The organism is Devosia rhodophyticola (genome assembly GCF_028816475.1).
In the GTDB taxonomy this organism is placed as follows: Bacteria; Pseudomonadota; Alphaproteobacteria; order Rhizobiales; family Devosiaceae; genus Devosia; species Devosia rhodophyticola.
Map to the genome: position 1 here is coordinate 2,844,933 of NZ_CP118247.1, position 14,061 is coordinate 2,858,993.

Annotated in this window: 13 protein-coding genes and 1 tRNA gene; 11 read left to right on the plus strand and 3 right to left on the minus strand. The window is 57.1% G+C overall.

Features of this window, described 5'->3' with window-relative positions; genetic code table 11:
- Positions 1–99 precede the first annotated feature (99 nt).
- Entirely contained in the window at positions 100–2,031 is a 1,932-nt protein-coding gene (locus PSQ90_RS13940) for a potassium transporter Kup (RefSeq protein WP_282210891.1), read from the plus strand.
- Between the two features lie 6 nt (positions 2,032–2,037).
- Here the strand turns inward: PSQ90_RS13940 and PSQ90_RS13945 are convergent, their stop codons facing one another.
- Both PSQ90_RS13945 and PSQ90_RS13950 read right to left on the minus strand, forming a co-directional pair.
- Entirely contained in the window at positions 2,038–2,472 is a 435-nt protein-coding gene (locus tag PSQ90_RS13945; RefSeq protein WP_282210892.1) for a hypothetical protein, read from the minus strand.
- A gap of 126 nt (positions 2,473–2,598) precedes the next feature.
- Entirely contained in the window at positions 2,599–3,744 is a 1,146-nt protein-coding gene (locus PSQ90_RS13950) for an NADH:flavin oxidoreductase/NADH oxidase (protein WP_282210893.1), read from the minus strand.
- Positions 3,745–3,969: 225 nt separating this feature from the next.
- On the opposite strand from PSQ90_RS13950, the gene PSQ90_RS13955 reads away from it, so the two are divergent.
- From PSQ90_RS13955 to PSQ90_RS14000, 10 genes are all read left to right on the plus strand, one after another.
- On the plus strand, positions 3,970–4,605 hold the full coding sequence (locus tag PSQ90_RS13955) for a TetR/AcrR family transcriptional regulator (protein ID WP_282210894.1): 636 nt from the start codon (positions 3,970–3,972) through the stop codon (positions 4,603–4,605).
- A 14-nt stretch (positions 4,606–4,619) separates the two neighbouring features.
- A complete protein-coding gene (ilvC, locus tag PSQ90_RS13960; RefSeq protein ID WP_282210895.1) occupies positions 4,620–5,639 on the plus strand; it encodes a ketol-acid reductoisomerase in 1,020 nt (339 codons plus the stop codon).
- 93 nt (positions 5,640–5,732) lie between these two features.
- Positions 5,733–6,227: a heme-degrading domain-containing protein gene (locus PSQ90_RS13965; RefSeq protein WP_282210896.1), complete on the plus strand. Its 495-nt coding sequence runs from the start codon at positions 5,733–5,735 to the stop codon at positions 6,225–6,227.
- A gap of 24 nt (positions 6,228–6,251) precedes the next feature.
- Positions 6,252–7,142 (plus strand): PhzF family phenazine biosynthesis protein, encoded by an 891-nt coding sequence (locus PSQ90_RS13970; RefSeq protein WP_282210897.1) that lies wholly within the window; start codon positions 6,252–6,254, stop codon positions 7,140–7,142.
- 57 nt (positions 7,143–7,199) lie between these two features.
- Positions 7,200–7,628 carry a hypothetical protein gene (locus tag PSQ90_RS13975; protein ID WP_282210898.1) on the plus strand — a complete coding sequence of 143 codons (429 nt, stop codon included), beginning with the start codon at positions 7,200–7,202 and terminating at the stop codon, positions 7,626–7,628.
- Positions 7,629–7,943: 315 nt separating this feature from the next.
- Positions 7,944–9,500 (plus strand): 2-isopropylmalate synthase, encoded by a 1,557-nt coding sequence (locus tag PSQ90_RS13980; RefSeq protein WP_282210899.1) that lies wholly within the window; start codon positions 7,944–7,946, stop codon positions 9,498–9,500.
- 157 nt (positions 9,501–9,657) lie between these two features.
- Positions 9,658–9,733: transfer RNA gene (locus PSQ90_RS13985), tRNA-Lys, on the plus strand.
- 205 nt (positions 9,734–9,938) lie between these two features.
- Entirely contained in the window at positions 9,939–10,631 is a 693-nt protein-coding gene (locus tag PSQ90_RS13990; RefSeq protein WP_282210900.1) for a TerC family protein, read from the plus strand.
- A gap of 109 nt (positions 10,632–10,740) precedes the next feature.
- Positions 10,741–11,913, plus strand: coding sequence for a lipid II:glycine glycyltransferase FemX (locus PSQ90_RS13995; protein WP_282210901.1), 1,173 nt, complete (start codon positions 10,741–10,743; stop codon positions 11,911–11,913).
- 1 nt (position 11,914) lies between these two features.
- Positions 11,915–13,243, plus strand: a complete 1,329-nt coding sequence (locus PSQ90_RS14000) for a lipopolysaccharide biosynthesis protein (RefSeq protein WP_282210902.1) — start codon at positions 11,915–11,917, stop codon at positions 13,241–13,243.
- 53 nt (positions 13,244–13,296) lie between these two features.
- On the opposite strand, the gene PSQ90_RS14005 is transcribed toward PSQ90_RS14000, so the two are convergent.
- On the minus strand, positions 13,297–13,914 hold the full coding sequence (locus PSQ90_RS14005) for a GNAT family N-acetyltransferase (protein ID WP_282210903.1): 618 nt from the start codon (positions 13,912–13,914) through the stop codon (positions 13,297–13,299).
- Positions 13,915–14,061: the final 147 nt, after the last annotated feature.

Genomic DNA, 14,061 nt, shown 5'->3' on the forward strand with positions numbered 1-14,061 from the left:
TTTAATTCCGGGTCGAACCAATCTCGGCCTAGGGTGTTGTATGCAGATCGTGTCGGGTGTAGAACCCGCGCGCCTTTGACCAAAAAGAGCGCAAGGTTTATGACGCAGACCAGTGCGACCGACGAACCAGTCGGCATCGACGCAAGCGAATCATCCAGCCACAAAACCGATAATTTTCCCGTGTTGCTCCTTGGCGCACTCGGCGTGGTTTTCGGCGATATCGGCACCAGCCCGCTTTACGCGTTTCGTGAGGCGCTGCACGCGACTACGGGTGGGGTGGAACACAGATTGCCGCTGGCATCGGACGTGCTGGGGTTGCTGTCGCTGATATTCTGGGCGTTGGCCATCGTGGTTTCGACCAAATATGTTGGCTTCGTGCTGCGGGCTGACAATAATGGCGAGGGGGGCACGCTGTCGCTGATGAGTCTGGCGCGACGGGCGCTAACAGGCAGTCCTGCGTGGGTGCTCTATGTGGGCGTAGTGGGCGCCGCACTATTTTTCGGCGATGCCATCATTACCCCGGCAATCTCGGTGTTGTCGGCCGTCGAAGGTCTTGAAGTTGTCGAGCCGCGCCTGACCCTTTGGGTGGTGCCTTTGACCGTTGTGATCCTGATTGTTCTGTTCATGGTGCAGCGTTTTGGTACCGGCAAGGTGGCGGCGGTTTTCGGCCCGATCACGGCGATCTGGTTTCTGGTGCTGGGCCTATCGGGCATCGTGCATATATTTGAAGCCCCGGAGGTGCTTTGGGCGCTTAATCCATGGCATGGGTTGAGCTTTATTTTTAGCCATCTCAGCATTTCGCTTCTGGTGCTTGGCGCGGTCTTTTTGGCGGTGACCGGCGCTGAGGCACTTTATGTTGATCTGGGGCATTTTGGGCGCCGCCCGATCATTTTTGCCTGGCTGGTGTTCGTGTTTCCGTGCCTGTTGCTGAATTATTTTGGGCAGGGTGCCTTTGTTTTGCGCAATTTCAGGGCGGCAGAAAACCCGTTCTTTCTGATGCAGCCGGAGTGGGCCCAGCTACCGGTGGTGATTCTGGCGACTATGGCCACGGTGATTGCCAGTCAGGCTGTGATTTCGGGCGCCTATTCGCTGGCGCGGCAGGGGATCAACCTCAATTTGTTGCCGCGTTTGCATGTACTGCACACCTCGGAAACCCAGAGCGGGCAGATCTATATGCCGCAGGTTAATTCGATGCTGCTGGTTTCGGTGCTGCTATTGGTGCTGGGGTTCCGCAGTTCGAGCGCGCTGTCGGCGGCCTATGGTATCGCGGTGACCGGTGAAATGGTCGTGACCAGCGTGTTGCTGTTTATCGTGATGTGGAAAATCTGGGGCTGGCGCGTTGGCGCCGCGCTTGCCGTGGTGACGCCGTTGATATTGATTGATGTTGGCTTTTTCGTCGCCAATTCGGCAAAATTTGCCCAAGGTGGTTGGGTGCCGGCGTTGGTCGCGTGCATGCTGATCACGGTTATGGTCACGTGGATGGGCGGTCGGCGACGGCTGGCTGAAAAGACCCGCAGGGATGAAGTGCCTTTGCAGTTTCTTGTCGATAATCTCTCGCGCAAGCAACCCACCATTGTGCCCGGAACGGCGGTATTTTTGACCAGCGACATTGAAGGGGCGCCAACCGCTCTCTTGCATAGCCTCAAGCACTATAAGGTCCTGCACGAGCAGAATGTCATTCTGACCGTTCGAACCTCGGCTTCACCGATCGTGGCGGACGACGAGAAGGTCACGATCGAGACCTATAATGAATTGTTCAGCCGGGTGATCGTGACGTTTGGCTTTGTGGAAAGCCCCAATATTCCCAAGGCGTTGGCGCTGGGGCGGAAACTGGGTTGGAAATTTGACATCATGTCGACGTCATTTTTCCTGTCGCGTCGTTCGCTCAAGCCGGGCCAGAAAAATGGCATCATTCGCTATTGGCAGGACAAGCTGTTTACCGCGCTGGCCAAGAATGCCAGTGACGCGACCGAATATTTCCATATTCCCACCGGACGCGTGGTGGAAATCGGCACGCAATTGCTGCTGTAGCGGCAGTTATTTGGGAACGTCGGGGCAGAGATAGGGAGTGCTGGCGGCGGTAAAATGCTGTTCCTGCACCTCACGGCCAAGATCGAGTTTCAGTACCAGCTCGCTGCTACTGAGGGCGGCGATGTCGGCGTTGATGGTGACCCCGTCTTCGTCCCAGCTGATGGCGGTTTTTGAGACCTGTTGCCAGATCGACAAGCGATAGGTTTCCCAGCAACTGTCACTCACCAGCGTGCCGTCGGCCAGAAATATCTGCATGGTGCCAGGCTGGCCATCGTCGGTATCGGTGCGTACCCAGACGCGGTTGAGCAACAGGTTGTCGGTGGCAGCGTCGTCAGCGATGTCCATTTTTTCGCCAGAGTCGCGGGCAACGGCGGGCACTGGCGCACAAATGCCAACACCCCAAACACTCATCAAAGCTAATACTGCGGCCTTGGTATCCATGCGCGCCTCTCCTCTTGCATCATCGATTTGGCGATGCCCTAGTGCAGTTACAAGAGTGCGCTGCACATTGCGGTGTTTTTAGGATAAAGCCGTGGCAGTTTCACGGCTTTATCGGCTTTTTCTCAACTAGAGAGTCGCAAAGCCCCGCTGGTGCAAAACCTTGTCGCGGTCACGAATGCGACCGGCAGCCTGCACCGGCCAAAGCGAATAATCCTTGTCCTCGGGCTGAAGTTCCAACTGGGCATGCACCGCCCAGTTCGGATTTTCGAGTGCGCCGCGTGCCAAAGCAACCAGATCGGCTTCGCCGCTGGCAATGACGGCTTCTGCATCCTTGGGATCGCGGATCAAGCCGACGGCGGTGGTGGCGATGTCGGCACCGTCGCGGACCGCCTTGGCAAAGGCGACCTGATAGTGTGGCTCGGGCTTGATCTTGCCTTCAGCAAAGCCGCCGCTCGAGCAATCAATCATGTCGACACCACGGGCTTTGAGTTCCCTGGCAAAAACCACACTATCCTCGACCTGCCAGCCGCCTGCGGCGTCGGCATTGTCGCTGACCGAAATGCGCACGAACAGTGGCTTGCGGGCAGGCCAGACCGCGCGGACAGATTCGACAACTTCGAGGGGCAGGCGCATGCGGTTTTCGCGGCTTCCGCCATAGTTGTCTGTTCGCTTGTTGGCCAGCGGAGACAGGAACTGATTGAGCAAATATCCATGGGCGGCATGGACTTCGACAACATCAAAACCGGCCTCGTCGGCGCGCCTTGCGGCATCGGTGAATGCTGCGATGATGTTTCTTATCCCGGCGTCATCAAGCGCCGTTGGCGTTGTGAAGCTGCTGTTTTCAGCGTGAATGAGGGCGCTCGGCGCGACCGGAGTCCAACTTTGAAATCCGTGGCTGGATTTTTCGTCTTCGGTTTCGTCGAAGCCGTGGCGCCAGCCGATTGGGGTTGAGGCCTTGCGGCCGGCGTGCGCCAACTGGATGCCAGCGGCTGCGTTCTGGGTGTGCAGAAAATCGACAATGCGCTTGAGAGGGGCGATGTGTTCGTCTTTCCAGATACCCATATCGCCATAGGAAATCCGTCCTTCAGGGGTTACGCCACTGGCTTCAACGATCACCAGACCAAAGCCGCCCATGCCGAACCGCGCCAGATTGGCAAAGTGCCAATCGTTGGCCGACCCATCGACCGAAGAATATTGACACATGGGGGCAACCACAGTGCGATTGCGCAGGGTCAGGTCACGCAGGGTTAGGGGCGAAAACAGTTTGGACATTGTGGACTCATCTTGACTGGAAGCAATTGATGCAACTTGGGTTCTTTCCGCTTCATCGGCAAGTGCCGATATAAGGAAAATTTTCTGTTCTGTGGTCATTTGGCGCATCTGGTCGCCTGATTGTCGGTCGTTGTGGCTGAGCAACAGGGTTGAAAGTTCGCTCAGTTGGCCCTTGCGCCGAACCGTACGGTACGGTACGGCTATCGGGACGTGAGGAGACCGCCCGTGGCGCTGGCCATCAAGATCGACGAAGAGAGCTTCACCCCCCGACAGCAGGCAGTGCTGACGGCGGCGCTTGATTTGTTGGTAGAAAATGGCGATGGGCTAACCATGACGGCGGTGGCGCGGCGTGCGTCGTGCTCCAAGGAAACGCTCTACAAATGGTTCGGTGATCGCGACGGGCTGTTGACCGCGACTGTGCAATGGCAGGCGGCCAAGGTTCGGATGCCGCAGGTCAACCGGACCGGGTTGAATTTGAGTTCGTTGCGCGAAAGCGTCGAGCAGTTCGCGCGGGACCTGCTTTCGGTTCTGATCGGGGAAATCTCGGTGACGCTCAATCGGACTGCTGTGACCCACGCGGCGCAGGAAAAAGACAGTCTGGGCACGATTGTGCTCGAAAATGGCCCTCTGACCATTCGGCGGCGGCTCAAGCCCATTCTGGAAGCCGGGCGCGATGCGCGTCTGTTGCGCTTTGCGAGCAGCGAGGAAGCCTATCGGACCTTTTTCGGGCTGGTGGTGCGTGATGTTCAAATTCGTTTGCTGCTTGGCGACAAAACGCTAAAGCAAACCAATATCGAGGCGGATGCCAAGCAGGCAACCGACCATTTCTTTGCCCTTTACGGGTATTCGGCAACGCAATAACAGGGAAAATTCCAATGCGCGTTTATTATGATCGTGACGCTGATCTGAACATCATCAAGTCGAAGAAAGTGGCCATCGTCGGCTACGGTTCGCAGGGCCATGCCCATGTGTTGAACCTGCGTGACTCGGGCGTTACCGATGTGGTGGTAGCGCTGCGTCCCGGTTCCCCTTCGGCCAAGAAGGCCGAGGGCGAGGGGCTCAAGGTGATGAGCGTTGCCGACGCTTCCAAGTGGGCCGACGTCATCATGATGCTGACGCCCGACGAATTGCAGGCCGATATCTACAAGGAGCATATCGAGCCCAATATCCGTGATGGCGCGGCGCTGGCATTTGCCCATGGTCTGAACGTGCATTTCAACCTTATCGAGCCAAAGGCTTCGGTCGATGTGATCATGATCGCGCCAAAGGGCCCGGGCCACACCGTGCGCGGCGAATATCAGAAGGGTGGTGGCGTCCCTTGCCTGATTGCTGTGCATCAGGACCCATCGGGCAATGCCCATGATATAGCGCTGGCTTATGCGTCGGGCGTAGGTGGCGGCCGGTCAGGCGTCATCGAAACCAATTTTCGTGAAGAGTGCGAAACCGATCTGTTCGGCGAGCAGGCTGTACTTTGCGGCGGACTGGTCGAATTGATCCGCGCGGGTTTTGAAACGCTGGTTGAAGCTGGTTATGCGCCGGAGATGGCCTATTTCGAGTGCCTGCACGAAGTGAAGCTGATCGTTGACCTGATCTATCAGGGTGGCATCGCCAACATGAACTATTCGATCTCCAACACCGCTGAGTGGGGCGAATATGTTACTGGTCCACGTATCATCACGTCCGAGACCAAGGCGGAAATGAAGCGCGTGTTGCACGACATTCAGTCGGGCAAGTTCACTGCCGAATGGATGCAGGAAATCAAGGCAGGCGGCGCCCGCTTCAAGGCGACCCGTCGTCTGGCTGACGAACATGGTATTGAAGAAGTTGGCACCAAGCTGCGCGACATGATGCCCTGGATCAAGGCCGGCGCACTGGTGGACAAGGAAAAGAACTAGTCCTTTCGCCACGCTTATTCGATTGAAAGGGGCCTCGGCCCCTTTCTTTTTGCCCGATTGGCGGTAACACAATAACAAAAGGGAAATGGTTGCATGAGCAAAGCTGACGATATCGCCGGGATCATTGCGCAGGAGCAGGCGCTGGAATTCACTAATTTTGACGAGCATGTCGCGTTCGAACTAGGCGGATTGCTGTATCGCCGGGCGGTGGATGACAACCTCAGTTTTGTCATGGATGTGCGCACTTGGGATCGGCAGATGTTTTTTGCGGCGATGCCAGGGACAAGCGCTGATAATTCGGAATGGGTACGCCGCAAGATCAACTCTGTGCGGCGCTACCACAGGGCCAGCTATCGGCTTTTTCTGGAAAGAGATGAGGTTGGGCTCTTGCCGCCAATTTCGGGTGCGGATCCAGCCGATTTCGTCGCGGCGGGTGGTGGTTTTCCAATCCGGGTCAAAGGCGCGGGTATCATTGGTAGCGTGACGATTTCGGGTTTGCCTAGCCGAGGAGACCATAATGTGGTGGTTGCGGCGCTTTGCCAATTGCTGGGCAAGGACGCTGCCGAGCATCGTCTGGCGCCGGAATAGGCCGGGCAAGCAAGGGAGGTGGCGATGGCGTTGGATTATTTGTTGCTCGATGTGTTCACCCGGGAGAGATTGCAGGGCAATCCGCTGGCCGTGGTGCTGCATGCCGATGGCCTGCGCGACAAGCAGATGCAGGCAGTCGCTCAGGAATTCAATTTGAGCGAAACGGTGTTTCTGCAAAAGCCTGCGGTTGAGCGTAACAGTGCAGCGGTCCGGATTTTTACGCCCAGTCAGGAATTGCCATTTGCCGGGCATCCCACAATTGGCGCGGCCGTTGTGCTGGGGCTGGCAAACAAGGCGAACGCGGTGCGGATCGAGGAAAAGATCGGCTTGATCACGGCACTATTTGAACGCGTCGACAAGCAGAGCGGAGAGGCGCGTTTCACCCTGCCGCGATTGCCCGAACAGGTTGCTCCAGCAGCGGACCGCTTTGCCATCGCGCTGGCGCTGGGGATCGATGCCGACGAGGTCGGGTGTGGACCGTTTAAGCCCGCGGTCTATTCGGCTGGTAACATATTTCATCTGGTGCCAGTGCGTGACGCAGGCGTTCTGGCGCGGATCGAACGCAATTACGGGGTATGGGGGCAGGCATTTCCGCATGGGCGGCAGTCGGTTTATGTGTTCACCCAGACCCCAGATGAGCCCAATACCGACCTTGCGGCGCGCATGTTTTCCCCGGGCATGGGCATGTCGGAGGATCCGGGTACTGGTTCGGCCGCCGCTGCCCTGATCGGCCTGTTGGCGGCCCACGAAACCACGGCCGATGGACAAGTCGATCTGATGCTGCGTCAGGGACAGGAAATGGGGCGGTTGTGTCGAATAGAAATCCAGATGCGCAAGAAGAATGATGTCCTTGACCATGGCGCTATCGGTGGCCATGCCATTATCGTTGGAGAAGGGCGGCTGATGCTGGATTGACGTAGTTACTCTCAGGGGCGGGTGCTATATTTGATGCACGGCGCAATGGGGGCATAAATGGACGTTCTGATTCACTTGGTAATCTGGGTGCATATTATCGCGTTTGTTGCCGGAGGTTCAAATTCGGTGGCCGGACCGATTATTGGGGCGCGTCTGCATGGCGCTTCGCCCGAACAGCGGGCGGCCTATTTTGGCGTCCTTACTCAAATGGCCAGTGTGGGCAAAATTGCGATGGTCACGCTACTGGTAACCGGCCCGCTGGCGCTTTGGTTGAAATTTGGCGGGCTTGGTGGCGTCGGCATCTGGTTCTGGGTGAAGATGGCCTTGATCGTGGTCATGCTGGTCAGCATCGGAATGGGCGATGCCAGCGAGAAAAAAGCACAGGCGGGGGATCACGCAGCCGAGTCGCGTGCTGCCATGGCGCACAAGGTAACGGCTGTGGCGTTTGCAGGGGTAATTCTGGCCGCTGTGCTGGCGTTCAACTAAATCAATAGACGAAATTGGGCAGCTTGGTCTTGCGCTTAGATCAAAAGCCGCGCATTATTGGGGGGTAACTGGATTTTCGTCATGCAGCGCAACCGCGCCATAGCCATTGCCGTTGAACAGCGCCGGGTCGCTCAGACCCGTTGGGTCGCTGCTGCAATGTTGCTGCTCCCAGCTCTATTTCTACTTCTTATCAGCCCCTGGTAACCGACAGCTCGGCAAGCGAGCGGGTGGTCAGGGGATAACGTTTTCAAGCCGTACACAGCAATGTCCGGCCTGCAGAGCTTATGTCTCGCGGCCGTTTGATAGGAAAATACCATGACGACCACCGACACCAACAAAGACCGCGTTTTCATTTTTGACACCACATTGCGCGATGGCGAACAATCGCCCGGCGCAACGATGACGCTTGAAGAAAAACTGCAGGTGGCCGAAGCGCTCGACGAAATGGGCGTCGATATCATTGAAGCCGGTTTCCCGATTGCCTCGAATGGCGACTTCGAGGCGGTGGTGGCCGTGGCTAAGCAGGTCAAGAATGCCACGGTGGCGGGACTGGCGCGCGCCATTACCGCCGATATCGACCGGGCAGGGGAAGCGGTGCGGTATGCCCAAAAGGGCCGCATCCATACATTTGTTTCGACCTCACCAATCCATCTTGCCCACCAGATGAAAAAGACCGAGGACGAGGTCATCGAGATTATCGCCCGGACGGTGGCGCAGGCGCGCAACCTGATTGATGATGTTGAATGGTCGGCAATGGACGCCACCCGCACGCCGATTGAATTTTTGATGCGATGCGTGGAAACCGCCATCAAGGCGGGCGCGACAACGATCAACCTGCCCGATACTGTGGGGTATGCTGTTCCCGAAGAGCATTTTGCGATGTTCAAGACGATCATCGAAAAGGTGCCGGGCGCCGACAAGGCGATATTCTCGGTGCATTGCCACAATGACCTTGGGTTGGCCGTTGCCAATTCTCTCGCCGGTGTTGCGGGCGGCGCGCGTCAAATTGAATGCACGATCAACGGATTGGGCGAGCGGGCCGGCAATGCAGCGCTTGAAGAAGTGGTGATGGCGCTGCGAACCCGTGGTGACGCTATGCCGTACCATACCCAGATCGAAAGCCAGCACCTGGCGCGCGCGAGCCGAATTGTTTCGGCGGCTGCGAATTTCCCGGTGCAGTACAACAAGGCGATTGTGGGCAAGAATGCTTTTGCGCATGAAAGCGGCATTCATCAGGACGGCATGCTCAAGAATGCGGAAACCTATGAGATCATGACACCGGAGAGCGTTGGCATCAAAGCCACGACCCTGGTCATGGGCAAACATTCGGGGCGAGCCGCCTTCAAGGACAAGCTCAAGGAGTTGGGCTACGAATTGGGTGACAACGCGTTCCAGGAGGCGTTTGTGCGCTTCAAGGACCTGGCTGACCGCAAAAAGCACGTTTACGACGCCGATATCGTGGCGTTGGTCGATGATGAAGTGGGATCGGTTGGAGACCGTATTCGCCTGATCGCCATGGAAGTGGTTTCAAAAACCGGCGGCGTGCATCGCTGCGATATGACCCTTTCGATTGACGGCGAGGAAAATTCGGTAACCTTTGAAGGTACCGGTTCGGTTGATGCCATTTTCAACGCCATCAAGCAGGCCGTGGGGCAAGCGCCGCATCTGGTACTCTATGCCGTTGACGGAGTTACCGGGGGCACAGATGCGCAGGCTGGCGCGCACGTTCGTCTTGAACTCAATGGCCGAATTGCCTCGGGAAATGCTGCCGAACCCGACACGCTGGTGGCCTCGGCTCGTGCCTATCTCAATGCTTACAATCGCTTGCTGATCGAGCGCGGCGCGGCGGCGCAGGGCGCCATGGCTGGCTGATTTCGAGGGGTTGCCCACGCATTGCTGATGGCGTTGAGCGGGCACCTCTGAATGAAGTTTGTCTGTTAGTTTGCGCTAATGACAGGAAAATATGAGTGGGCGCTGGACAGGGAAGAATCCCTTTGCTAGAGAGCAGCCACTTTGGAAGCTCCGGCAGGGGCGAGTAGCTCAGCTGGTAGAGCAGACGACTCTTAATCGTCGGGTCCACGGTTCGAATCCGTGCTCGCCCACCAAAGTGCCTCCCAAAAGCAATGGTGTTCAGAATTATTCGCTGGCGCGGGCGTTTTTCTGGCCGGGATTGGCAAATCGCACTTGAAGATGGCACCAATCGTCCACAAATGCTTTTTATTATCAGTGATATCGTCTGCTTGAACTTCCGCAATGGCGTTTGGGGCGATATATCGCCTTGACCACTTTTTGCAGTTTGGGAGACGCAGCATGCCGTTCGGTCTTGAGTGGAGCTTTATCACTGCGTTTTTCCAGGTGATCATGATCGATCTGGTTCTGGCAGGCGATAATGCTGTGGTTATCGGTCTGGCGGCGGCGGGTTTGCCCAAGGACATGCGGGCCAAAGCCATTCTGATAGGCATCGCGGCTGCCACCATCATGCGCATTGGCTTTGCTCTGATCGCCACTCAATTGCTGGCCATCACCGGCCTATTGCTGGCCGGTGGTTTGTTGCTGCTCTGGGTTTGCTGGAAAATGTACCAGGAACTGCAGGTTGATCACGCCGGTGAACAGGCAGCGCTTGAAGCCATGGCTGACCAGGATCTGAATGCTGATGGCACAATTGCCGGCGGATCGCGTCGGAAAACGCTGCGTCAGGCGGTAACCCAGATCATTATTGCCGATGTATCAATGTCACTCGACAATGTGCTGGCTGTGGCCGGGGCAGCGCAAAAACACCCAGAGGTGTTGGTGTTTGGCTTGCTGTTGTCGGTGGCCCTGATGGGCGCCGCATCGGCCTTCATCGCCGGGCTCCTGAACCGGTTCCGCTGGATCGCGTGGTTGGGTCTGGCGATCATCCTCTATGTGGCGCTCAGGATGATGTACGAGGGGGCAGATCAGCTATTGGGATATACTCTTCCGCACATTCCCTTAGTCTATGGGGGACCCCACGTAGCCGAATAGGCTTTGGTAACCAAATGCCCAATTTTGTTGAAATTTGCGCGTCAAAATAGGGATTTACTCATTTTGCGGCAGTAACGTTCACCAGCAACCAAGCAAGCTGGAACTGCCAATGTCTATCGCCGCTGATCTTTCAAATGTCGACATTGTCGATCCCTCAGGCCGGGCGTTGGCCGAGACGGGCTTGCGGCTGGATGTATCGACGGTTTCGGGGGCAGAGTGGGACAGGACCATCGCCACATTCGATGAGGTCTGTCAGGAGCAGCTTTATACATTTGCGGTCACGCGGTGGCCAAACGTGGCACAGGAGCCGATGCTGTTCTCGCTTGATGGCGAGGTCGTTGGGGGCAGCCTGACCATGATTCAGAAATTGCCACTCGGCATTGGCAACATCGCGGTTTCCAAGTGGGGGCCGATGCTTAAGCAAGTCGATCACCCACGAGCTAACGAAATTTACCGCGCCATGATTGCGATTTTAATGCGCGACTATGCGCAGGAGCGCGGCATGATGCTGTCGATCCTGCCACGCGCGTCGTTGACCCCGGTCAATGCCCGCTACGAATATCTGATGAAGCAGGGGTTCAAGCGCGGTTCGTCGCTGCTGTTTCCTGATCGCTATATCGTCAATCTGCGTCAGGATGACGTGGCGCTGCGCAAAAGTTTTGCGCAGAAATGGCGCTATCACCTCAACAAGGCGCAAAAGGCCAGTCTGAGCTTTGAGCATGGCGATGCCGCGCGATTCAGCGAGTTTCATGATCTTTATCAGGCGATGAGTGACCGGAAGCAATTTCCCGATCATTCCGCCTATGACACTGTTGAATCGCTGATGGCACTGGAAGAGGCGCTGCGGCCCGAGCTGTTCTTTGTCCGGCACGAGGGTGAACTGGTTGCCGGTGCGCTAATCTTCAAGTCTGGCGATCGGGCCGTTTATCTTTATGGTGCCACCAATGATCGGGCGCTACCGCTGCGCGCCGGTTATTTCCTGCACTGGGAAATCATTCGCTGGCTGCGCGATAATACGCGGGCGAGTTGGTACGATCTGGGGGGCACTGACGGCTTTCAGGGGCTGCACCAGTTCAAAAAAGGCATGGTGGGAGACGCCGGGGTTATCGAGCCGGTGCCCCCTGTTGCCAATTATGCTGCCAACAAGTGGAGTTATCTGCTGGGGACAGGGGCATTTGCGGCGCGTGACGCGGTTCATGATGCACGCCGCAGGTTTGATGCCATGCGCTCAAACAAGGCACGACCGACACAGTCGCGCACGTCTGATAGCGAAGGCAACTGAAATGGGTTTGCATAGGCGGCTGGCCTCTCAGTCCACGGTCATATTTGCTGTTCGGATCTTTGGTGCGGCACTGGTGTTTCTGGTGCAGGCCCTATTGGCGCGCTATTGGGGTGCCGAGGTTCTGGGCGAGTATTTGTTGATCGTTGCTACGGTCAATCTGGTTGCAGTTGCCATGCCGCTCGGTTTTCACACTGTGGGCACCTATTTTTCGGCCGAGTATCGTGCTCGGGGCGACCGGCGGCGTTTGAAGATATTTCTGTTCAACGCCTATGGTCACGTGTTGGGCGCCATGGCCGTCCTGCTGATATTTGGCCATTATGTTCTCGATTGGGTGGGGGCTGGTAATACGACGCTGGCGGCGCACTTTGTTCCTGCGAGTTTGTTAGCGTTCGGAACGGCGACGATTTTCGTCAATGGGGCGGCGCTTGTGGGTCTAAAACGCCCCTATGCCGGCTTTTTTGCCGATACAATGTTCCGTCCGCTCACCCTGATCGCGGCGTTCTTGATCGGCGCGACCTTTTTTGCGACGCCCGATGAGGGCTTTTCGGCAATGTTGTGGGTCGTAAGCGTCGGCTATTGCTGCGTCGCGCTGGTTCACTTCGGTTTTGTCATGTTCACGCTGCCACGGGTTGGCGATACGGCGGAGCCGGGGCCAAGCCATCGCCCGCGCTGGTGGCGCTTTGCCATGCCCTGGGTTTTGGTATCGTTGGCGACGGACTTCTTTTTCGATATTGATCTATTGCTGCTCTCGAGCCATTTGAGCCGCGAAGAGTTGGCGGTGTTTGGCGTCTGTACGCGAATATTTTCGCTGGTGTCGTTTGGCGTAGCCGCCGTTTATGCGGTTACCTTGCCCGACATCTTTGAAAGCGAGGCGAACGCTGATCGCTCCGGGTTCAATCGCAAACTGGGTGACGCCAATCTGGTCGCCTCAGGGCTGGCGGTTTTGTTGCTGGTCCTTACAGCCATCGGCGGCCCGTTGGCGCTGACTATATTTGGTCCAACTTTTGTCAACGGAAGCCTGCCATTGGTGGTCTTGTGTCTGGCGCTGGTGGTGAGGTCGGCCATGGGTCCGGCGTCGCTCGTTTTGTCCATTCACGACCGGCCCTATGCCAGCCTGCCAGCCATTGTCCTGGCTCTGGGGTCGCTATTGCTCGGCAACTACCTGTTGGTGCCGCCGTTCGGACTGATGGGCGCGGCGGTTGCGGCGCTGATTTCCATCACGCTCTGGTCGGTTGCCCTTTGGGCTGTGGCGCTCAAGACTGCGCATATCGACGTCTCGATAATGCAATGGTTCCGTCGCGGCGAAGTTGTGGCCAAGCCAGCCGAATAATCACGGTTCAGAAATCGATTCATCGTTTGGCCGCAAGTGGCTGAGTGATGAGTCTATTTTCGGGCGAGCCAGCGTTTTACCGTACGGCTCAGCGCCCGGCGTGGACCGCCCCGGACACCGTGATCATACCCGGGAACGGCCTTGGTCAACCGGTGCTCATAGAGCAGATAATCTTCGCCAAAAATGTGCTGTTCAAGTGTGGCTGTCAGGGTGAAGCCCTGCCGCTCCATGATGGCGCGGGCAGGGGCATTTCCTGCCATGGTGTAGGTCGAAACCTTGTGGAAGCATCCATTGTCCCAGTGCTCGATGAAGCGACGCACGCTTCGGATGGCAATCGAGCTTTTGCGAAACTCGGGAAAGACACAGCTCCAATAAAGCCACAGCGTGCCCAGATCCGGTCCGCTGATCATAAAACCGGCAACTTCGTCGCCGCTGAGCAGCAGCATGACATGATACGGGTCGGCCTCGATGAGCGCCGCCAGATGGTTTCTTGACATGCGCGCGGTTTCGAACGCTTTGAACTCGTCGTTATAATAGGGCATGTCGGCAATGATTTCGCCGAGACGCCTATGAACCATATCAATGTCGGTAAAACTGGCGGCGCGATAGGTCGGGGCGTCGGGCTTGGATCCAGCCTCGGTGTCAGTCGCAGGCATCGCTATGCGGTTCATGACAATCTCCGGCCTCGGTGAGGAGGCAGTCTAACAGCAGCTGGGCCCATGCCGAAGCAGACTCGGCTCAAGGGGTTAATTGCGATTGCACGCTGATATCGGGAGGTCTGCGTGGATTTTGTGGTTTTCCTTGCCCAGACCTTCCGG